The sequence below is a fragment of the Cyanobium sp. LEGE 06113 genome (genome assembly GCF_015207615.1).
In genome coordinates, this window is record NZ_JADEWM010000005.1 from 1 (window position 1) to 18,068 (window position 18,068).

The 18,068-nt window shown below is 65.5% G+C and carries 25 protein-coding genes and 1 pseudogene; 15 read left to right on the plus strand and 11 right to left on the minus strand.

Annotation, left to right across the window (positions count from 1 at the left end):
* Nucleotides 1–281: 281 nt before the first annotated feature.
* The 8 genes and pseudogenes from IQ220_RS09385 to IQ220_RS09415 all read left to right on the plus strand — a co-directional run bounded on the left by IQ220_RS09385 (nucleotide 282) and on the right by IQ220_RS09415 (nucleotide 5,081).
* Complete coding sequence (locus tag IQ220_RS09385; protein WP_193914589.1) at nucleotides 282–761, plus strand: RpiB/LacA/LacB family sugar-phosphate isomerase; 480 nt, start codon at nucleotides 282–284, stop codon at nucleotides 759–761.
* A gap of 44 nt (nucleotides 762–805) precedes the next feature.
* Nucleotides 806–2,082, plus strand: a pseudogene (glyA, locus tag IQ220_RS09390) (serine hydroxymethyltransferase).
* Nucleotides 2,083–2,092: 10 nt separating this feature from the next.
* Nucleotides 2,093–2,311 (plus strand): hypothetical protein, encoded by a 219-nt coding sequence (locus IQ220_RS09395; protein WP_193914590.1) that lies wholly within the window; start codon nucleotides 2,093–2,095, stop codon nucleotides 2,309–2,311.
* Between the two features lie 8 nt (nucleotides 2,312–2,319).
* On the plus strand, nucleotides 2,320–2,781 hold the full coding sequence (nrdR, locus tag IQ220_RS09400) for a transcriptional regulator NrdR (RefSeq protein WP_193914592.1): 462 nt from the start codon (nucleotides 2,320–2,322) through the stop codon (nucleotides 2,779–2,781).
* 7 nt (nucleotides 2,782–2,788) lie between these two features.
* Nucleotides 2,789–3,166, plus strand: coding sequence for a TrmH family RNA methyltransferase (locus IQ220_RS16080; RefSeq protein WP_255510911.1), 378 nt, complete (start codon nucleotides 2,789–2,791; stop codon nucleotides 3,164–3,166).
* 68 nt (nucleotides 3,167–3,234) lie between these two features.
* Nucleotides 3,235–3,534: a hypothetical protein gene (locus tag IQ220_RS16085; protein ID WP_255510912.1), complete on the plus strand. Its 300-nt coding sequence runs from the start codon at nucleotides 3,235–3,237 to the stop codon at nucleotides 3,532–3,534.
* Nucleotides 3,535–3,715: 181 nt separating this feature from the next.
* Nucleotides 3,716–4,330 carry a 30S ribosomal protein S4 gene (gene rpsD, locus IQ220_RS09410; protein ID WP_193914602.1) on the plus strand — a complete coding sequence of 205 codons (615 nt, stop codon included), beginning with the start codon at nucleotides 3,716–3,718 and terminating at the stop codon, nucleotides 4,328–4,330.
* 112 nt (nucleotides 4,331–4,442) lie between these two features.
* Nucleotides 4,443–5,081 (plus strand): NAD(P)H-dependent oxidoreductase, encoded by a 639-nt coding sequence (locus tag IQ220_RS09415; RefSeq protein ID WP_193914604.1) that lies wholly within the window; start codon nucleotides 4,443–4,445, stop codon nucleotides 5,079–5,081.
* A gap of 70 nt (nucleotides 5,082–5,151) precedes the next feature.
* Here IQ220_RS09415 and IQ220_RS09420 read toward each other — a convergent pair whose 3' ends face one another.
* From IQ220_RS09420 to IQ220_RS09430, 3 genes are all read right to left on the minus strand, one after another.
* Complete coding sequence (locus tag IQ220_RS09420; RefSeq protein ID WP_228009084.1) at nucleotides 5,152–5,370, minus strand: hypothetical protein; 219 nt, start codon at nucleotides 5,368–5,370, stop codon at nucleotides 5,152–5,154.
* Nucleotides 5,370–6,506, minus strand: a complete 1,137-nt coding sequence (gene tgt, locus IQ220_RS09425) for a tRNA guanosine(34) transglycosylase Tgt (protein WP_193914606.1) — start codon at nucleotides 6,504–6,506, stop codon at nucleotides 5,370–5,372. Before tgt ends, IQ220_RS09420 begins: the two co-directional genes overlap by 1 nt.
* Before the next feature lie 107 nt (nucleotides 6,507–6,613).
* Complete coding sequence (locus tag IQ220_RS09430; RefSeq protein ID WP_193914608.1) at nucleotides 6,614–6,805, minus strand: hypothetical protein; 192 nt, start codon at nucleotides 6,803–6,805, stop codon at nucleotides 6,614–6,616.
* 101 nt (nucleotides 6,806–6,906) lie between these two features.
* On the opposite strand from IQ220_RS09430, the gene IQ220_RS09435 reads away from it, so the two are divergent.
* Complete coding sequence (locus IQ220_RS09435) at nucleotides 6,907–7,203, plus strand: hypothetical protein (RefSeq protein WP_193914610.1); 297 nt, start codon at nucleotides 6,907–6,909, stop codon at nucleotides 7,201–7,203.
* Nucleotides 7,204–7,328: 125 nt separating this feature from the next.
* On the opposite strand, the gene queA is transcribed toward IQ220_RS09435, so the two are convergent.
* The 5 genes from queA to IQ220_RS09460 are packed head-to-tail and all read right to left on the minus strand — an operon-like array spanning nucleotide 7,329 to nucleotide 10,953.
* Nucleotides 7,329–8,366 carry a tRNA preQ1(34) S-adenosylmethionine ribosyltransferase-isomerase QueA gene (gene queA, locus IQ220_RS09440; protein WP_193914612.1) on the minus strand — a complete coding sequence of 346 codons (1,038 nt, stop codon included), beginning with the start codon at nucleotides 8,364–8,366 and terminating at the stop codon, nucleotides 7,329–7,331.
* 43 nt (nucleotides 8,367–8,409) lie between these two features.
* Nucleotides 8,410–9,186, minus strand: a complete 777-nt coding sequence (locus IQ220_RS09445; protein ID WP_370566408.1) for a peptidylprolyl isomerase — start codon at nucleotides 9,184–9,186, stop codon at nucleotides 8,410–8,412.
* A 45-nt stretch (nucleotides 9,187–9,231) separates the two neighbouring features.
* A complete protein-coding gene (gene coaD, locus IQ220_RS09450) occupies nucleotides 9,232–9,744 on the minus strand; it encodes a pantetheine-phosphate adenylyltransferase (RefSeq protein WP_193914614.1) in 513 nt (170 codons plus the stop codon).
* A 23-nt stretch (nucleotides 9,745–9,767) separates the two neighbouring features.
* A complete protein-coding gene (locus tag IQ220_RS09455) occupies nucleotides 9,768–10,679 on the minus strand; it encodes a polyprenyl synthetase family protein (RefSeq protein ID WP_193914617.1) in 912 nt (303 codons plus the stop codon).
* 4 nt (nucleotides 10,680–10,683) lie between these two features.
* Complete coding sequence (locus IQ220_RS09460) at nucleotides 10,684–10,953, minus strand: exodeoxyribonuclease VII small subunit (protein WP_193914619.1); 270 nt, start codon at nucleotides 10,951–10,953, stop codon at nucleotides 10,684–10,686.
* A gap of 81 nt (nucleotides 10,954–11,034) precedes the next feature.
* Here IQ220_RS09460 and IQ220_RS09465 point away from each other — a divergent pair, with 81 nt between their 5' ends.
* Genes IQ220_RS09465 through IQ220_RS15760 form a run of 5 tightly spaced genes read left to right on the plus strand, consistent with a single transcriptional unit; the run spans nucleotide 11,035 to nucleotide 14,387 of the window.
* Nucleotides 11,035–11,448, plus strand: a complete 414-nt coding sequence (locus tag IQ220_RS09465) for a DUF2177 family protein (protein ID WP_193914621.1) — start codon at nucleotides 11,035–11,037, stop codon at nucleotides 11,446–11,448.
* On the plus strand, nucleotides 11,448–12,122 hold the full coding sequence (locus IQ220_RS09470) for a hypothetical protein (protein WP_193914623.1): 675 nt from the start codon (nucleotides 11,448–11,450) through the stop codon (nucleotides 12,120–12,122). The genes IQ220_RS09465 and IQ220_RS09470 overlap by 1 nt, the downstream gene beginning before the upstream one ends.
* Nucleotides 12,123–12,151: 29 nt before the next feature.
* Nucleotides 12,152–12,346 carry a hypothetical protein gene (locus IQ220_RS15755; RefSeq protein WP_228009085.1) on the plus strand — a complete coding sequence of 65 codons (195 nt, stop codon included), beginning with the start codon at nucleotides 12,152–12,154 and terminating at the stop codon, nucleotides 12,344–12,346.
* The gene (gene purL, locus IQ220_RS09475) at nucleotides 12,343–14,037 is read left to right on the plus strand and encodes a phosphoribosylformylglycinamidine synthase subunit PurL (RefSeq protein WP_370566409.1); all 1,695 of its coding nucleotides are present in this window, start codon (nucleotides 12,343–12,345) and stop codon (nucleotides 14,035–14,037) included. Before IQ220_RS15755 ends, purL begins: the two co-directional genes overlap by 4 nt.
* Nucleotides 13,998–14,387: an AIR synthase-related protein gene (locus IQ220_RS15760; RefSeq protein WP_370566410.1), complete on the plus strand. Its 390-nt coding sequence runs from the start codon at nucleotides 13,998–14,000 to the stop codon at nucleotides 14,385–14,387. The genes purL and IQ220_RS15760 overlap by 40 nt, the downstream gene beginning before the upstream one ends.
* A gap of 24 nt (nucleotides 14,388–14,411) precedes the next feature.
* On the opposite strand, the gene IQ220_RS09480 is transcribed toward IQ220_RS15760, so the two are convergent.
* The 3 genes from IQ220_RS09480 to serB all read right to left on the minus strand — a co-directional run bounded on the left by IQ220_RS09480 (nucleotide 14,412) and on the right by serB (nucleotide 17,008).
* Entirely contained in the window at nucleotides 14,412–15,209 is a 798-nt protein-coding gene (locus IQ220_RS09480) for a Coq4 family protein (protein ID WP_193914625.1), read from the minus strand.
* 26 nt (nucleotides 15,210–15,235) lie between these two features.
* Nucleotides 15,236–16,075, minus strand: coding sequence for a Coq4 family protein (locus tag IQ220_RS09485; RefSeq protein WP_193914627.1), 840 nt, complete (start codon nucleotides 16,073–16,075; stop codon nucleotides 15,236–15,238).
* 72 nt (nucleotides 16,076–16,147) lie between these two features.
* Entirely contained in the window at nucleotides 16,148–17,008 is an 861-nt protein-coding gene (serB, locus tag IQ220_RS09490; protein WP_228009088.1) for a phosphoserine phosphatase SerB, read from the minus strand.
* Between the two features lie 49 nt (nucleotides 17,009–17,057).
* Here serB and miaA point away from each other — a divergent pair, with 49 nt between their 5' ends.
* Nucleotides 17,058–18,026, plus strand: coding sequence for a tRNA (adenosine(37)-N6)-dimethylallyltransferase MiaA (miaA, locus tag IQ220_RS09495; protein WP_193914631.1), 969 nt, complete (start codon nucleotides 17,058–17,060; stop codon nucleotides 18,024–18,026).
* The last annotated feature ends 42 nt before the right edge of the window (nucleotides 18,027–18,068 follow it).

Consider the following 18,068-nt stretch of genomic DNA (forward strand, 5'->3'; position numbering starts at 1 on the left):
TATTGCGGAAAGTGCAGGCACAGCACCGCCAACAGCGCCAGCAGCCCCAGCACGATCCCCAGCACCCCGCTGATCCAGCCCGTGCCGAAATGGCGGGGCGCAGCGTCGGCAAAGACGCGCGCCAGCCATTGCTCGGCGGTCAGGGGGGAAGCGGGCTTGTGCATCGGCACGCGTCTAGCATCAGGTCTCTTTCCGCAGCGTAAAGCCGAAACCGGCGGCAGCGGTCGAAAAGGGCAATCTACGGGGTGGAGAATCCCCGCCCCAGCGACTATGGCAAAGCCATGCGCATCGCCATCGCCTCAGACCACGCCGCGACCGAATTGAAGGCCGACCTCGCCGAATGGCTCATCGAGGAAGGCCACGAGGTCGCCGATCTCGGCCCGGAACCCGGCCAGAGCGTCGATTATCCCGACTATGGCTACCGCCTTGCCGAGATCATCGCCGAAGGCACGGTCGAATTCGGCATTGCCCTGTGCGGCAGCGGGATCGGCATTTCGATGGCGGTCAACCGCCACCCCGAAGTGCGCTGCGCGCTCGTTTCCGAGCCGCTTTCCGCCGCCCTCGCCCGCGAACATAATGATGCCAATTGCATCGCAATGGGCGCGCGTCTCGTAGGGATCGAAATGGCGAAGTCCTGCGTTGCCACATTTCTCGACACCGAATTCGCCGATGCCGGCGATCCGGCCGGGCGTCACCAGCGCCGGGTCGGCAAGCTCGGCAAGCCCCCCTTCTCCCCCGACCATATCGAGACCCATCAATGAGCACCGCCCCCGCCGATTTTGCCTCCCGCCACGCAGCCCAGTCGATGGATGCCTTCTGGCATGACGACCTCGCCTCTGCCGACCCCGAAATCGCCGCTGCGGTTGCCAAGGAACTGGCCCGCCAGCGCGACAAGATCGAGCTGATCGCGAGCGAGAACATCGCAAGCCGCGCGGTGCTGGAGGCCACGGGTTCGGTCTTCACCAACAAATATGCCGAAGGCTATCCGGGCAAGCGTTACTATGGCGGCTGCGACTATGCGACGTGGTCGAAACGCTGGCGATCGAGCGCGCCAAGCAATTGTTCGGCTGCAATTTTGCCAATGTGCAGCCCAATTCCGGCTCGCAGATGAACCAGGCGGTGTTCCTCGCCCTGCTTCAGCCGGGCGACACCTTCATGGGGCTCGACCTCAATTCGGGCGGGCACCTGACGCATGGCTCGCCGGTCAACATGAGCGGCAAGTGGTTCAACGTCGTCTCCTACGGCGTGACCCGCGAGACCGAGACCATCGACATGGACGAGGTCGCCGCGAAGGCGCGGGAAAACAAGCCGAAGATCATCATCTGCGGCGGCACGGCCTATTCGCGGCAGTGGGATTTCCCCGCCTTCCGCGCCATCGCCGATGAAGTGGGCGCGGTGCTGCTGTGCGACATGAGCCACATCTCCGGCCTCGTTGCGGGCGGCGCACATCCATCGCCCTTCCCGCATTGCGACATCGTCACCTCGACGACGCACAAGAGCCTGCGCGGGCCACGTTCGGGCATCATCCTGTGGAATGACGAGAAGTTCACCAAGCCGCTCAACATGGCGGTGTTCCCCGGGATGCAGGGCGGCCCGCTGATGCATGTCGTCGCGGCCAAGGCGGTGGCGTTCCGCGAGGCATTGCAGCCCGAATTCAAGACCTACGCCCACCGCATCGTCGAAAACGCCCGCGCGCTGGCGGCGAGCCTTGAAGAAAACGGGCTGCGGATCGTTTCGGGCGGCACGGACAATCACTCGATGCTGGTCGATCTGACGAGCAAGGACGTGACCGGCAAGGACGCCGAAAAGGGTCTCGACCGCGCCTTCCTCACCTGCAACAAGAACGGCATTCCCTACGACACCCGCTCGCCCTTCGTCACCAGCGGCATCCGTCTGGGCACGCCCGCCGGGACCACCCGCGGTTTCGGCCCGGAAGAGTTCCGCACGGTTGGCAAGCTCATCGCCGAAGTGGTTGAAGGCCTTTCCAAAAACGGCCCCGAAGGCGATGCGCAGGTGGAAGAGAGCGTGCGTGCGCGGGTGTCCGATCTGTGCGCCGCCTTCCCCGTCTATCCGGGCATGTGAGGATCAACCGATGAGCGATCAGGAACCGCGCCAGACCCCCGATTGGGTGGAAGATGCCAAGACCGAGATTTCGGCCATGGCCAAGGAGGGGATGGGTCACCCCTCGACCAAGCCGGTCCTGATCGGAACCGGGATCGGCGCGCTCGCGGGCGCGCTGATTATCGGCGGGCCGATCCTTGGCGGCCTCGCCGGTGCGGGCTTCGCACTCTACCAGAGGATCAGAAAGTAACCCTCTGAATGCGCTGCCCCTTTTGCGCCCATGATGACAGCCAGGTAAAGGATAGCCGGCCGACCGAGGATGGCACCTCGATCCGGCGGCGGCGGCAGTGTTCGTCCTGCGGGGCGCGCTTCACCACCTTCGAGCGCGTGCAATTGCGCGAGGTGGTGGTGGTCAAGTCCGGGGATCGCCGCGAACCTTTCGACCGGATGAAGCTCGAACAATCCATCGCCCTTGCCTCGCGCAAGCGCGGGATCGAGCAGGAACGGCTCGACCAGCTCATTTCCGGCATCCAGCGTCAGGTCGAAACCTCGGGCGAGGCCGAGGTGCCCTCGGCCCATATCGGCGAGCTGGTGATGGAAGGCCTGCGCCAGATCGACTCGGTTGCCTATATCCGCTTCGCCAGCGTCTATCGCGACTTCTCCGAGGCGCGTGACTTCGAGGAATTTGCCAGCACCGTCCAGCAAGCGGCGAAGGAATAATCACAAGATGGCCGATCTCAACAAGCCCGTGATCGTGCTCGTGCGCCCGCAATTGGGCGAGAATATCGGCAAGGCGGCGCGCGCGATGCTCAATTTCGGGCTGACCGAGATGCGCCTCGTCTCCCCCCGCGATGGCTGGCCCAATCCTTCCGCTGGCCCGGCAGCGGCCGGGGCTGATATCGTGCTGGAACAGGCGCAGGTCTATGCCACCACCGCCGAGGCGGTCGCCGATTGCGCCCATGTCCATGCCACCACGGTGAGAAAGCGCGGCGTCACCAAGCCGGTGATCGGCGCGGACGAGGCCGGGCGGCAGGTCCACACCCTGCCCGGCCGCCATGCGATCATCTTCGGCCCGAACGTTCGGGGCTGGAAACCGAGGACGTAGCGCTCGCGCGCAATATCCTGACCATTCCGATCAATCCCGAATTCGGCTCGCTCAATCTGGCGCAGGCAGTGATTCTGGTGGCCTATGAATGGTCGCGCATCGGGCGCGAGCTGGGCGAGGCGGACGAAGTGCTGGTGCAGCCCACCGCCGAAGAGGCCCTGCCCCCCGCCCCGCAGGAGGAGCTCGACGGGATGATCGCCCATCTGGAGCGACTGCTGGAGCCGCGCGGTTATTTCCACCCCGAAGCGCGCGCCGAAAGCACCCGCCGCACCTTGCGCGGGCTGCTGACCAAGCCGGGCTGGAACCATCTCGAGGTGCGCACCCTGCGCGGCATTCTCAGCACGCTCGAACGCGAGAAGGGCGACTGAGCGCCGCCGGTCACGCCGCCAAGGCTTGACCTTGTGCCCTATCCTGCTATGCGCGCGCCTTCGCAAATGGGCCCTGCACCCCGGTGAAGCAGTGGCCGCATCCCGCCTCCGTGCGTGATGGAGCGATGCCGGGTTGAATGGTCAGCACAGGGCTGATCCAGCACATTGAAGGACACGACTTATGTCGAAGCGCAAGAGCGCCAAGTACAAGCTTGACCGCCGGATGGGCGAAAACATCTGGGGTCGCCCCAATTCCCCGGTGAACAAGCGTTCCTACGGCCCCGGCCAGCACGGCCAGCGCCGCAAGGGCAAGATGAGCGACTTCGGTCTTCAGCTGCGCGCCAAGCAGAAGCTCAAGGGCTATTATGGCGACGTCACCGAAAAGCAGTTCAAGCGCACCTACGCCGAAGCCTCGCGCATGAAGGGTGACACCAGCCAGAACCTGATCGGCCTGCTTGAGCGTCGCCTCGACATGGTGGTCTACCGCGCCAAGTTCGCGCCGACCATCTTCTCGGCTCGCCAGATCGTCAGCCACGGTCACATCTATGTGAACGGCGTGAAGTGCAACATCGCCTCGCGCCGGGTCGATGTGGGCGATGTCATCAGCCTCGGCAGCAAGGCCAAGGAAATGGCGCTGGTGATCGAAGCCCAGACCCTGCCCGAGCGTGACATTCCCGATTACGTCGCCCCCGACGGCAACGACAAGGTCCAGTTCACCCGCGTGCCTAAGCTCGACGAAGTGCCCTATCCGGTCACGATGGAACCGAACCTGGTGGTCGAGTTCTACTCGCGCTAAAAGGCTTTTGCCGAAAGGCGAAGACAAGAGGGCGGCCCTGCGGGGTCGCCCTTTTCTTTTGCGCGCGGCTTTGCCATCACCCCGGCCAAATCGCCAAGGGGATCGCATCACCATGAACGTGCTGCTGCTGGATGGTCATCCGGAAGAAGGTCGCCTGACCACGCACCTGCTCGATACCTATGCCGCCGCCCTGCCCGCAGGCGCCGAGGTGACCCGCGTGGCGGTGCGCGATCTTGCTTTCTCGCCGGTGCTCAAACACGGCTATCGCCAGCGCACCGAATGGGAGCCGGACCTGGTCGCGCTCGCCGAAAAGCTTGATGCCTGCGATCATCTGGTGGTGGCCTTCCCGATGTGGTGGGGCGCGGAACCGGCGGCGCTGAAGGGCCTGATCGACCGGCTGTTCCTGCCCAAATTCACCTTCGCCTATCATGTCGGCGATCCGTGGTGGGACAAGCTGATGCAGGGCCGTTCGGCCGATCTGATCGCGACGATGGACACCCCGCCCTTCGTGATCCGCTGGTATCACGGCAACCCGCTGGTGCGGCGCTGGAAGGGGCAGATCCTCGGCTTTTGCGGCTTTGCCCCGGTGCGCACATTGTCGCTGGGGCCAGTGGGGGAAAACACCCCGCCGCGCAACATCGCCAAGTGGGAAGCGCGGGTGGCGAAAATGGCGCGCTCGATCCGTCAGAAAGCGCCGCAGAAAAAGCAGGCCCGGCTCGCCGCCTTCCTTGGCAAAGAGACTAATCCCTGATCCGGTCCCATTCGGTGAATTCGTAGGCGATCGACCTTCGACGAGCCGTTCCCAGATGTCGGCCACCACGTCACCCGGCAGCCCTTGCGCCTCGGCTGCGGCCACAGCAGCGGCGATCACGCTGGCTTTGCGTTCCTCGTCGCGCACCGCTTCGCGGGTCGGCTTGATCCGCGGCGGCGCGCATGTAGCCGAAGCGGGTCGCGAGCAGGGCCACCAGCTCGCGGTCAAGCGCATCAACGCCTTCGCGCACCTCGGCCATGGTGGTGCAGGCTTCGGGGAGTTTGGGCATCAAACGGAACTTCCAAGGTAATCGCGCCGGAACGCGGCGGCAAAATCGGCAAAGCGCCCTTCCGCAATGGCATCCCGCATCCCCTGCATCAAGGCCTGATAGAAGCTGAGATTGTGCTCCGTCACCAGCATCGCCCCCAGCATCTCGCCCGATTTGACGAGGTGGTGGATATAGGCGCGGCTATAGGTGGTGCAGACCGGACACTGGCAACGCTCATCGAGCGGCCCGGTATCCTCGGCAAAGCGGGCATTGCGCAGGTTGAGCGGGCCGTTCCAGGTAAAGGCCTGCCCGTTGCGCCCTGACCGTGTCGGCAGCACGCAATCGAACATGTCGATGCCGCGCTCAACCGCGCCGACCAGATCATCGGGCTTGCCCACCCCCATCAGGTAACGCGGGCGATCGGTGGGGAGCATATCGGGCGCATAGTCGAGCACGCCGAACATCGCCTCCTGCCCCTCGCCCACCGCGAGGCCGCCGACGGCATAGCCATCGAACCCGATTTCGGTGAGCTTTTCGGCGCTGATGCGGCGCAGGTCTTCATGCAGCGCGCCCTGCTGGATGCCGAACAACGCCGCGCGGGCAGCATGTTCCTCGTCCGCATCAAACCCCTCGCGGCTGCGCCTTGCCCAGCGCATCGACAATTCCATGCTGGCCGCGATTTCGTCACGCGGCCGGTCGGCGCGGGGGCATTCGTCGAAGGCCATGACGATGTCCGAGCCCAGCAGGCGCTGGATTTCCATGCTGCGTTCGGGGCTCAGCATGTGCTTCGACCCATCGAGGTGGCTGCGGAATTCGACCCCCTGTTCGGTCAGCTTGCGCAGTTCCGAAAGGCTCATCACCTGATAGCCGCCGCTATCGGTCAGGATCGGGCGCGGCCAGTTCATGAAGCGGTGCAAGCCGCCAAGCCGCGCGACCCGCTCCGCGCCGGGGCGCAGCATCAGGTGATAGGTATTGCCGAGGATGATATCGGCCCCGGTCGCGCGCACGCTTTCGGGCTTCATCGCCTTGACCGTCGCCGCCGTGCCGACCGGCATGAAGGCGGGCGTGCGGATTTCCCCGCGCTGCATGGCGATGGTACCGGTGCGGGCCTTGCCGTCGGTTGCGTGGAGGGTGAAGGAAAAGCGCGGGGTGGTCATTGCGCCAGCGCCCCTAGCCGCAGCGCGCCGCGCTGTCACGCGCGCAGCAAAAAGGGCAGGCACCGCTCAGGTAAGCGGCGCCTGCCCTGTTACTGGTTGCGCAGGCCTCAGAAGGTGTAGAGCACGCCCACAGTCCCGCGGGTGGTGTCGAAGGCAATGGTATCGATCACCGCCCGGAAGCGAACCGGACTGTCACCAAGGCCGAACTCCACGCCCCCCCCGACGATGTAATCGCCATCGGAGGTGTCGAGACCAGGCGGCACGGGGACGCCGAGGATGTTGGCAAGGTCGACATCCACTTCCTGATAGCCGCCGCGCACGAACAGCTTGGCGGAGTCGCCAACACGAAAGCCGGCGCGGGCGCGATGCCGTATTCATTGTTAATCGCACCATCGCCGAAGTGGAAATTGCCCTCGGCCCCGATGAAAACGGTCTCGCCGAGCGGCACATCGACCCCGGCAATGACGCCGTAGATGCCGCCACTGTCATCGGGGATGCCAAGGCCGATGTCATGAATACCGGCCGATACACCGACGAAGGCCTCCACCTCGGGGTCATCATTGGACTGCGCCTGGGCAGCCGCCGGAAGTGCCATCGCGGCCATCACCGTCAGCGTGGTGAATGCGATTTTCCTCATGCGTTTTCTATCCTTGTTTATGGCCCGCCGCAGGAATGCTGCGGGAACGCCATCCGCTAGGTTTATATTCTTTCCAAGACATTAACAGTCAGACGAATTCCTCCTCAGGTCAGATGGACTGCGCCTGGAGCTCGACAAAAGCCGCTCGCAGACCGTGCCGAAAAGCTACCGGACCGGGCCTGCCCTCAGGGCAGCAGCAGCGAGGAATCGCCGTAGGAATAGAAGCGGTATTCGTTTGCGATGGCATGGGCATAGGCCGCCATCATCCGCTCGCGCCCCATCAATGCGCTGACCAGCATCATCAGGGTCGATTTGGGCAGGTGGAAATTGGTCATCAGCCCGTCCACCGCCCTGAGCCGGTAGCCCGGCGTGATGAAGATCGACGTATCGCCCGCGAAAGGCTGGATGATCCCATTCTCGTCCACCGCGCTTTCGAGCAGGCGCAGGACCGTGGTGCCGACCGCGATGATCTTCCCGCCCTTCGCGCGCGCTTCATTGAGCTGCGCGGCGGTCTCGGCCGGGATGCGGCCGAATTCGGCGTGCATCTGGTGGTCGTCGGTATCCTCGGCCTTGACCGGCAGGAAGGTGCCCGCCCCCACATGCAGGGTCAGCATCGCCCGCCCGATCCCGGCCGCGTCGATCGCATCGATCAGCCTTGGCGTGAAATGCAGCGAGGCGGTGGGAGCGGCAACCGCGCCTTCCTCGCGCGCGAACATGGTCTGGTAGTCTTCAAGATCCTGGGCATCGACCCCGCGCTTCGAGGCGATATAGGGCGGCAAGGGCATGGTGCCGGCGCGGTCGAGCAGCACCTCGACCGGCTCTTCGCCCTCGAAGAACAGCGTCAGCGAGCCATCGGCGTGGCGTTCCTCGGCCAGCGCGGTGACCCCGCCGCCGAACACCAGTTGGTCGCCGATCTTCACCCGTCTGGCGTTCTTGAGGAAGGCCTGCCAGCGCCTGAGGTCGATCCGCTTGTGCAGGGTGGCGCCGATCTTCGCCTCCCCGTCGGCGCGGCGGCCTTCGAGCTGGGCGGGAATCACGCGGGTATCGTTGAAGACCAGCACATCGCCGGGATTGAGCAGGCTTGGCAGATCGCGCACGCCGGCATCCTCGAACGGCGCGTCGCCCCCGCGCACCACCAGCATCCGCGCCGCATCGCGCGGGCGAACGGGGCGAAGAGCAATCCGCTCTTGCGGGAGATCGAAATCGAACAGGTCTACTTTCATGGCCGGCAGCGCATAATGCGCAGGCCCTGCTCAGGAAAGCCTTTTAGCTGGTTGGGCCGTTCAGCATGTCGAGCGTGATCGGCTCGTCCTCGGCCGGAGCGGGCGGCGGCGGGGGTGGCAGGTTGTCGCTCGCCAGCGAAGCCTGGACGATATAGGTCGCATCGCTCGGCGGTTCGCCGCGATTGATCGTGTCGACCGCGTCCATGTTCTCGATCACCCGGCCGAAATTGGTGTATTTCTTGTCGAGGCTGAAACGCGGGTAGAAGACGATGAAGAACTGGCTGTTGGCGCTGTCTTCCTCGCTCGCGCGGGCCATCGCCACGGTGCCGCGCACGTGGGGCATCGGATTGAATTCGGCCTTGAGGTCGGGCAGCTCGCTGCCGCCCTGCCCCGTCCCGGTCGGATCGCCGCCCTGAGCCATGAAGCCGTCGATCACGCGGTGGAAGATCACGCCGTTGTAAAAGCCGCTGCGGGTCAGCAGCTTGATCCGCTCGACATGGCCGGGCGCCCAGTCGGGCATCAGGCGGATCTTCACCCGCTCGCCGTTCGACAGGTCGAGCACCCAGATATTCTCCGGATCGGACGTCACGTCGTAATCGATCGGCGCGTACATCCTGGGCGGGGCAACCGCCGCTTCCTCGGCGTCCTCGTCCATCTTTTCGGCATTGTCGCCGCTTGCGGCCGGCGGCGCGTCGCCGTCCTGCTGACGGGCCAGCGCCGGGTGGGCTGCGGCCAGCAAAAAAAGGGCACCAAAGGCGGAGAGGAACGAGGCTTTGATCATCATGTCATCCGGATTGCCCGCAGCCTGTAGCCAGCCCACGCTGACACTGCAATGAATGAAGCGCGCCTTGCCAACAGAGCGGGCCTAGTAATCGCCCTTCAGCCCCTGCTCGCGCACCCGCGCGATCACCTCTTCGCGCACCGGCGGGCTGACGAATTTGGCGATATCGCCGCCATACATGGCGATTTCCTTGACCAGTTTCGAGGCGATCGGCTGAAGCGAGACATCGGCCATCAGGAACACCGTCTCAATGTCCTCGTCGAGCTGCTGGTTCATGCCCGCCATCTGGTATTCGTACTCGAAATCGGCCACCGCCCGCAGGCCGCGGATGATGACGCTTGCGCCCTGCTTCTGCGCAAACTTCACCAGCAGCGCGTTGAAGCCTGCCACCGCGACATTGGCGAGCCCCATGTTCGCCACCTCCCGCTCGACCATGCGAAAGCGTTCCTCGGTCGAGAACATCGGGTTCTTGCTGGGATTGGTGGTCACCCCGATGATGAGGTGATCGACCAGCTTGGCCCCGCGCCGGATGATATCGGCATGGCCCAGCGTAATCGGGTCGAAGGTTCCGGGATAGATCCCGATGCGGCGTGTCATGAGGCGTGTCCCCTCTCGCGAAGTCAGCGGTCGCGTTCGACGATGAAGCGGGCGAGCGCGCGCAGGATATCGGCCTCGGGACCGTAGGTCGAAAGGTGGCCGATGGCCTGATCCACCAGCGCGCGGGCCTGTTCGCGCGCCCGTTCCACCCCCAAGAGGGTGACGAAGGTCTGCTTGCCCTGCTCGATGTCCTTGCGCAGCGCCTTGCCCGCCTTGTCCTGATCGCCCGTCACATCGAGCAGATCATCGGCGATCTGGAAGGCAAGGCCGATATCGCGGGCATAGCCTCTCAGGTGCGCCCGGCCCTGCGGCGCTACCCGGCCAAGGATCGCGCCCATTTCGACGCTGGCGGCAAGCAGCGCGCCGGTCTTCAGTTGTTGCAGCCGGGTGATGGTGTGCAGGTCATAGGTCACGCCTTCCTCGTCGGCGACCATGTCCATTATCTGCCCCCCGGCCATGCCGTGCATGCCCGAAGCCTTGCCAAGCGTGGCGATCAGTTCGGAGCGCACGAAGGGATCGCTGCTGGTTTCCTCCTCGGCGAGAATCTCGAAGGCGAGCGCGTGCAGCGCGTCCCCGGCGAGCACCGCGGTCGCCTCGTCATAGACCTTGTGCAGCGTGGGCTTGCCATGGCGCAGGTCGTCATCATCCATGCACGGCAGATCATCATGGATCAGCGAATAGACGTGAATCGCCTCGATCGCCGCGCCTGCCCGCAGGGCCGCATCGCGCGACACGCCGAACAAGCTCGCGGTGCTGACCACCAGCAGCGGGCGCACCCGCTTGCCCCCGCCGATCGCGGCATAGCGCATCGCCTCGATCAGGCGCGCGCTGGTATCGTCCGGCACCGGCAGCAGCGCATCGAACAGCGAATCGATTTCGCCCTGAACGCGTGTCAGGCCCTCGCCCAGAATATCGGTTTCTACCCCCGCCAGCATGGTCTCAGCTCTCCGCGTCGAAAGGACGGGTGCCGCTCGCCCGGCCATCGGCACCGGTGACGATTTTCTCGATCCGCGCCTGCGCCGCATCGAGCCGCGCCTGACACGCCGCGCGCAGCGCCTCGCCGCGTTCATAGAGGCTGATCGACTGGTCGAGCGGCACGTCGCCGCGTTCAAGTTGCTGCACAATCTGCTCGAGCGCGGCCAGCGCCTGCTCGAAGCTCATCTGCGAAATCTCAGGTGCCGACCCGGCGGCGGTATTGCCCTCGTCCATGCCCCGCAGCATTGACGGAGCCGCTCGGCCCGGTCAAGGCTGGCGCGCATCGGGGCGGGACAAACCGGGATACTAACGAATATGACGAAATGGATCATCGCCTATGGCACCGCCGCGCTTGCCTTCGGGGCGCTGGATGCGGTGTGGCTGCGCTGGGCCTCGGGCAATCTCTACAAGCCGGTGATCGGCGAGATCATGGCCGAGAATTTCAACGTCGCCGCGGCGGGGGCATTCTACTTCATCTATCTGGCGGGCATGACATGGTTCGCAATCAAGCCTGGCATTGAAAGCGGCACGGTGCAGGCCGCGCTGCTGAACGGGATCCTGCTGGGCGGGCTGTGCTATGCCACCTTCGACCTCACCTCGCAGGCCGTGTTCAAGGTGTGGGCGACCCATGTCAGCGTGCTCGACATCCTGTGGGGCGCCTTTGCCACCGGCACGGCGAGCGCAGTCGCGACCTGGGTGGTGTTGCGCTTCGCCCCCGCTGCCACCTGATGTTCATCGGCCACTTCGCCCCGGCCTTCATCGCCGCCGCTGTCAGCCCCAAAAGCCCGCGGCTCGGCACGCTGTTCGTGGCGGCGCAGCTGGTCGACTGGGGGTTCTTCGCGCTGGCGCTGATCGGGGTGGAACGGCTGAAGGTCGATCCGGCGGCAAGCGTGATGGTGCCGCTCGATCTCTATCACATGCCCTATACCCACAGCCTGATCGGCGCTGGGCTGTGGGCGCTGGCCTGCCTTGCGGTGGTGGCCGGCTGGCAGCGCAGCCTGTTTGCCGGGCTGCTGGCCGGGCTGGTGGTGCTGTCGCACTGGGGGCTCGACTGGCTGGTGCATGTGCCCGATCTCACCATCGACGGCGAGCCGCCCAAGCTGGGTCTGGGGCTGTGGAACTTTCCCCTGATCGCCATGCCGCTCGAACTGCTGCTGACGGGCGGCGCCTTTGCCTTCTACGTGCGCCGCACGCGCGGCCCCATCGGCCCGCCGCTGGTGCTGCTGGCGGTGATGCTGCTGCTCCAAGCCGTCAACTGGTTCGGCCCCCATCCCGAAACGGCGGGGCCGTTCCTCTATCTGCAAGCCCTGCTCGCCTTCGCCATCCTCACCGCGCTGGCGGCATGGGTGGGGGAGAATCGCTGGTTCCAGAAACGCGGCGGCTTGGCCTTCGGCGAAGTGTAATCTAGGGGGCGGCGCAAGGAGTCCCCGGCATGACCACCATCACCCCCGAAATCGTCGAGAGCCACGGCCTTTCGCCTGAGGAATATGCGCGCGTCCTGCACGCGCTCGGCCGCGAGCCCAATCTTGTGGAACTCGGCATCTTCTCGGTGATGTGGTCGGAGCATTGCAGCTACAAATCCTCGCGCCTGCATCTCAAGAAGCTGCGACCGAGGCCCCCTGGGTGATCTGCGGCCCGGGCGAGAACGCGGGCGTGATCGACATTGGCGATGGGCAGGCGGCGATCTTCAAGATGGAGAGCCACAACCACCCCAGCTACATCGAACCCTATCAGGGCGCGGCTACGGGCGTGGGCGGCATCCTGCGCGATGTCTTCACCATGGGCGCGCGGCCGATGGCGAACGCCAATGCGCTGCGCTTCGGGCGGCCGGAACACCCCAAGATGAAGCATCTGGTGCAGGGCGTGGTCGCCGGGATCGGCGGCTACGGCAATTGCGTCGGCGTGCCTACGGTCGCGGGGGAGACGAACTTCCACCCGGCCTATGACGGCAATATCCTTGTGAACGCCATGACGGTGGGCGTCGCCGATCAGGACAAGATTTTCTACAGCGCCGCCACTGGGCTCGGGAACCCCATCGTCTATGTCGGCTCCAAGACCGGGCGCGACGGCATCCACGGCGCGACCATGGCTTCGGCGGACTTCGGCGAGGATGCGGACGCGAAGCGCCCCACCGTGCAGGTCGGCGATCCCTTCACCGAGAAGCTGCTGATCGAGGCCTGCCTCGAACTGATGGCGACTGATGCGATTGTCGCCATTCAAGACATGGGCGCGGCGGGTCTGACCTCCTCGAGCGTCGAAATGGCGTCCAAGGGCGGAGCGGGCATCCGGCTCGACATGAACAAGGTCCCGTGCCGCGAAGAGGGCATGACGCCTTACGAAATGATGCTGAGCGAAAGCCAGGAGCGGATGCTCATGGTGCTGCAGCCCGGCAAGGAAGCCATGGCCGAGGCGATCTTCCGCAAGTGGGAGCTCGATTTTGCGGTGATCGGCGAAGTCACCGATACCGGCCATATGGTGCTCGAATTCAACGGCGAGGTGGTGTGCGACATTCCGCTCGCCCCGCTGGCCGACGAAGCCCCGCTTTATGACCGGCCCTACCTGTCGAAAGAGGAATACAAGGCCTGGGCAGGCGTCAAACCGCTGGGCGAGCTTCCGGCCACCGATGATGTGGCCGCCGATCTGCTGACGCTGATGGCCTCGCCCGATCTCGCCTCGCGCGGCTGGATTGCCGAGCAATATGATTCGCAGGTCGGTGCGGACACGCTCCAGACCGGCGGCGATGCGGGCGTGGTGCGGGTGCACGGAACGGGCAAGGCGCTCGCCATCACCACCGATTGCACCCCGCGTTATGTCTTCGCCGACCCCTACGAGGGCGGTAAGCAGGCCATTGCCGAGGCATACCGCAATCTTTGCGCCGTGGGTGCGCGGCCGCTGGCGGTGACCAACTGCCTCAACTTCGCCAACCCCCAGCGCCCCGAGATCATGGCGCAGATCGTCCATGCGCTCGATGGCATGGGTGACGCCTGCCGCGCTTTGGACTTCCCCATCGTCAGCGGAAATGTCAGCCTTTACAACGAGTCCAAGGCGACCGGCGGCGGCTCGGCGATCCTGCCCACCCCGGCGATCGGCGGCGTCGGCATCATCACGGACCTCTCCAAGATGATGACCATGCACTTCAAGCAGGCGGGCGATGCGATCTACCTTGTCGGGCCGGAATTCTGGGCCAAGCCCGATCCCACCCGCTCGCACCTCGCCAGTCGCTGTGGCTGCGGGTGGTCAAGGGGATGGAGGCGGGCCGCACCCCGCCGACCGATCTCGTGGTCGAGCGCACGGCAGGCGAAATCATCCACGAATTGATCGCCGACGGGCTGGTCAACGCGGTGCATGACCTCAGCGACGGCGGCCTCGCGGTCGCGCTGGCGGAAATGGCGCTGGCGGGCGGGATCGGCGCGGAAGTCGAACCGGCCAACCCTGCCTACACCCCGGCGCAATGGTGGTTCGGCGAGGATCAGGGGCGCTATCTGGTCACCGTGCCTGATGTCGCGGCATTGAACGCAGCGCTGGCCAAGGGCACGCGCGACGAGGAGACCGCCCAGATCGGCTTCCAGCGCGTGGGCACCGTGGGCGGCGATCATGTGCTGGGCGTGCCGCTCAGCGAGTTGCGCGCGGCCAATCAGCGGTTCTTCAGCGAGTGGATGGAGGGGTAATCACTCCCCGCCGTTAGTGGCTTTCTAAGCCGCCTGCGCCCCCGCCCCGCCCAGCGTCAGCTGTTCCCGGGCCACGCCCTCGCTTTCGAGGATCGCGAGGCACTGCCGGTAGACCTCCGGCTTGCCGATGCCGAGCCGTGCGCGCGCCGCGCCGATATCCTCGCGCATCAGCGCGGCGATGTCCTGATGCGCGATCTTCGCCGCCGCCTTGCCGAGCCTGCGACCTTCGTGAATCGCGGCGTAGAGCGGCGCCTTGGTGCCGCTCACCTTGCCGATCTGGCGCGCCCCGGCATAGGCGATGAACAGGATGCCCTTGTTGTGGTTCTGCTCGTAGCTGAAGGCCAGCAGGCTCGCCTCCCCCAGCGCATCGCGGCCATAGCCGGTGAGCACGTGGAACAGATCATGCGTGTCGCGCAGACGGTCGAAATACCACTGGGTCAGATCGCGCGGCAGGCTTTCGGGCGGCGCCCACTTGTGGCTTTCCGCCACCAGCCCGGCCGCCGACAGCCCCTCGCGCTTCATGAAGGCGATGTAATGCGCCGCGACGCTATCGGGCCCGCAATCGGCCCAGCGCGCATGATCGTCGAGCATCGCGGGAATATCCACCCCGTCGCGCAGGAAGCGCTGGCCTTCCGGCGAACGAATGAAGGCGTGCGCCTGCGCGTGGGTCTTGCGGCCCTTGGTCGCCTCGATGATGTGGAACACCTGTTCGGTGTCCTCCTTGTCCTCGACCAGCTTGCCGAAATGGTGCAGCACCTTGAGCGGACGAAAGCCCGAGGTCTTGCGGTCGGGGGCCACCAGCGGGAGATCGGGAAAGGCCATTATCGGATGCTCCGGGGTGCGAGAGATCAGGCCGCAGCCAGTTCCTGCTGGGCGCTGGGGCTGGCGAGCAGGTTGTAGGGGTCGATCCCCTCGGTGCGCCAGATGCGGTGACATACGCGATATTGCGTCGGCTCGGGAATGCGCAGATCGGCGCGCACCTGTTCCAGCGGGCGGGCGAGCAGATCGCGGATCGATTGTTCGATCAGACGCGGCGCGCCCTTGCCGGTGCGATGGGCCTGACGCACAGCGCCAAGCACCGGCGCCTTGCTGCCGCGCACCATCTTGGCAATGTTCGCCGCCCCGGCATAGCCGATCAGCAAGTGGCCCTGACTGGGCGACTGGCCATGGGTGAACAGCAACACGCATTGTTCACCCAGCGCATCGCGGCCATAGCCGGTCAGCACGTGAAACAGATCATGCGTATCGCGCGAGCGTTCCATGAACCACTGGACGAGATCGGGATACTTGGCGCGGCCAAGGCTCTCGGCCTCGGCCACCAGTCCGGCTGCGGTCAGGCCTTCGCTTTCCATGAAATCGCAATAGGCATGGGCAAGGCTGCCCTTGGGCGTCCGGCGCAGCGCGGCGTGATCGTCGAGGATTTCGGGCAGGCGCGGCTCGGTGCGGCGCAGCGCTTCGCCGCGCTCGGACAGGGCGAGGTCCTGCACGCGGGGCAGAAAGGTCTTCGACGGGAGCGATTCGAAGATCTTGAACACCAGCGAGGTGTCTTCCTTGTCCTTGATCAGCGCCTGAAACGCCTTGACCGCGCGCAGCGGGCGATAGCGTGCAGCCGGGCGATCGGGGTGCAGCAGCACGGTGCCATCAGCGGCGCGGAGGCGGGTATAGGCGTCACGGTCGAAGCGGGTCATTGATAGCTAATCCTTCAAGATGGGCGACTTATCGCCCGACTTGCTTACATCAATGTTAATAGCAGATTCGCTTCATGAAGAAAACCCGCTTTTCGCCCGCCTGTTCCCGCGCCTCCGATCAGCTCTCGCGCACTGCGCGCGCGGCACGCCCAGCAGGGTGAGCACCGCGGTCAGATCGCCCGCATCAACCCGCCCATTGGCCGCCGCGCGGGCCTTGGGCTTGGCGCGATAGGCAAAGCCATAGGTCGCCGCCGCGATCATCGGAATGTCATTGGCCCCGTCCCCGGTGGCGAGGCTGACCTGCCCTTCCCCCGCCTCCTCGCGCAGGACTGCCGCCTTCACCGCGCTATCGGTGATCGGGCCGACCAGCCTGCCGGTGAGCATTCCGCCTGCGACCTCAAGCCGGTTGCCGACCACCCTTTCAAACCCCAGCATCCCCGCCACCGGTTCGGCGAAGTGGTGAAAGCCGCCGGTCACCAGCACCGTGCGCGTCCCCAGCGCAGCCAGCGTTGCCACCAGCGTGCGCGCGCCCGCCATCGGAGTGATCCGTTCTGCCAGACAGGTGCCGATCGCCCCTTCATCCAGCCCTTCGAGCAGCGCCACCCGCTCGCACAGGGCTTCGGCGAAATCGAGCTCGCCCTGCATCGCGCGTTCGGTGATCGCGGCGATCTGCGGCTTCAACCCGGCGTAATCGGCCAGTTCGTCGATGCATTCCTGCCCGATCATGGTCGAATCCATGTCAGAGACGAAGACTTGCGGGATAACGATCTCGCCCTCGCTCACCAGCGCATCGGCAGGGGCGAAGAAGCGGTCGATCGCGCCCAGCACCGCTTGCGGATCGCCTTGGGCAAAGCGCAGCTCCAGCACGTCCTCGCCCGGCAGCAGGGCCGCCGCGGCCAGCATAGCGCCTTCGCCTTTCAGCGCATCGGCCATCGCATCAAGGCGTGTTTCCCTTGTCGCTGGGTCTGCTATCAGCCGGGCAATGAGCAAGTCCGTTACTCCAGAACATCTACCTGAAAATCCGCTTGCGCTCATTGCAGGGCCGACCGCCAGCGGCAAGAGCGCGATTGCGATTGCGCTGGCCCAGCGGCTTGCCGAGACCGGCCGGCGCGGGGTGATCGTCAATGCCGACAGCGCGCAGGTCTATGCCGATCTGCGCGTGCTCTCCGCGCGCCCGTCCGAGGACGAGATGGAGGGCATCGAGCATCGCCTGTTCGGCGCATGGGACGGGGCCGAGGCCTGCTCGGCCGCCGCCTGGGCCGCGCGCGCGAAGGACGAGATTGCCGATATTCACGCCAGCGGCGACGTGCCGATCCTGGTCGGCGGCACCGGGCTGTATATCAAGGTGCTGCTTGAAGGCATCGCCCCGATCCCGGAGATCGACCCCGATGTGCGCGCCACCGTGCGCGCGCTGGATGAGGATGCAGCGTATAAATTGCTCGCAGTCGAAGACCCGCTGCGCGCCGCCCAGCTCGACCCCGGCGACCGCCAGCGCATCGCCCGCGCGCTGGAGGTCAAGCGCTCGACCGGCGTGACGCTGGCCGACTGGCAGATCGCCAAGGCGGGCGGCATCGGCGAGGAGGTGACGCTGCACCCGCTGATCCTGCTGCCCGAGCGCACCTGGCTCTACGGACGCTGCGACCAGCGCTTTGCGGCGATGCTGGAGGCGGGCGCGATCGAGGAGGTCGCCGCCCTGCTGGCGCGCGAACTCGACCCCGATCTGCCGGTGATGCGCGCGATCGGCGTGGCCGAAATTGCCGCCGCCATCGCCGGGACGATCGACGAGGCGACGCTGATCGCGTCCGGACAGCAGGCGACCCGCAACTATGCCAAGCGGCAATTCACCTGGTTCCGGCGTCAGCCACCGGCTGAGTGGCCGCGCATCGCCATCGGGCCCGGATATGAAAATATCGACATTGACGCGAATTTCGCATCATTATTTCACAATTAGGGGTTGACCTATCAGAATGTAACCGATAGCGGCGATGGAACT

Excerpts from the sequence above, each read along its gene's own strand:
- nrdR (WP_193914592.1), top strand. The coding sequence starts at position 2,320 with ATGCGCTGCCCCTTTTGCGCCCATGATGACAGCCAGGTAAAGGATAGC.
- IQ220_RS09385 (WP_193914589.1), top strand. The coding sequence starts at position 282 with ATGCGCATCGCCATCGCCTCAGACCACGCCGCGACCGAATTGAAGGCC.
- IQ220_RS09455 (WP_193914617.1), bottom strand. The coding sequence starts at position 10,679 with ATGCTGGCGGGGGTAGAAACCGATATTCTGGGCGAGGGCCTGACACGC.
- queA (WP_193914612.1), bottom strand. The coding sequence starts at position 8,366 with ATGAAAGTAGACCTGTTCGATTTCGATCTCCCGCAAGAGCGGATTGCT.
- IQ220_RS09485 (WP_193914627.1), bottom strand. The coding sequence starts at position 16,075 with ATGACCCGCTTCGACCGTGACGCCTATACCCGCCTCCGCGCCGCTGAT.
- IQ220_RS09465 (WP_193914621.1), top strand. The coding sequence starts at position 11,035 with ATGACGAAATGGATCATCGCCTATGGCACCGCCGCGCTTGCCTTCGGG.
- serB (WP_228009088.1), bottom strand. The coding sequence starts at position 17,008 with ATGGCCGATGCGCTGAAAGGCGAAGGCGCTATGCTGGCCGCGGCGGCC.
- IQ220_RS16080 (WP_255510911.1), top strand. The coding sequence starts at position 2,789 with ATGGCCGATCTCAACAAGCCCGTGATCGTGCTCGTGCGCCCGCAATTG.
- IQ220_RS09460 (WP_193914619.1), bottom strand. The coding sequence starts at position 10,953 with ATGGACGAGGGCAATACCGCCGCCGGGTCGGCACCTGAGATTTCGCAG.
- IQ220_RS09470 (WP_193914623.1), top strand. The coding sequence starts at position 11,448 with ATGTTCATCGGCCACTTCGCCCCGGCCTTCATCGCCGCCGCTGTCAGC.
- IQ220_RS09480 (WP_193914625.1), bottom strand. The coding sequence starts at position 15,209 with ATGGCCTTTCCCGATCTCCCGCTGGTGGCCCCCGACCGCAAGACCTCG.
- IQ220_RS15755 (WP_228009085.1), top strand. The coding sequence starts at position 12,152 with ATGACCACCATCACCCCCGAAATCGTCGAGAGCCACGGCCTTTCGCCT.
- IQ220_RS09420 (WP_228009084.1), bottom strand. The coding sequence starts at position 5,370 with ATGCCCAAACTCCCCGAAGCCTGCACCACCATGGCCGAGGTGCGCGAA.
- miaA (WP_193914631.1), top strand. The coding sequence starts at position 17,058 with ATGAGCAAGTCCGTTACTCCAGAACATCTACCTGAAAATCCGCTTGCG.
- IQ220_RS09395 (WP_193914590.1), top strand. The coding sequence starts at position 2,093 with ATGAGCGATCAGGAACCGCGCCAGACCCCCGATTGGGTGGAAGATGCC.
- IQ220_RS09415 (WP_193914604.1), top strand. The coding sequence starts at position 4,443 with ATGAACGTGCTGCTGCTGGATGGTCATCCGGAAGAAGGTCGCCTGACC.
- rpsD (WP_193914602.1), top strand. The coding sequence starts at position 3,716 with ATGTCGAAGCGCAAGAGCGCCAAGTACAAGCTTGACCGCCGGATGGGC.
- coaD (WP_193914614.1), bottom strand. The coding sequence starts at position 9,744 with ATGACACGCCGCATCGGGATCTATCCCGGAACCTTCGACCCGATTACG.
- tgt (WP_193914606.1), bottom strand. The coding sequence starts at position 6,506 with ATGACCACCCCGCGCTTTTCCTTCACCCTCCACGCAACCGACGGCAAG.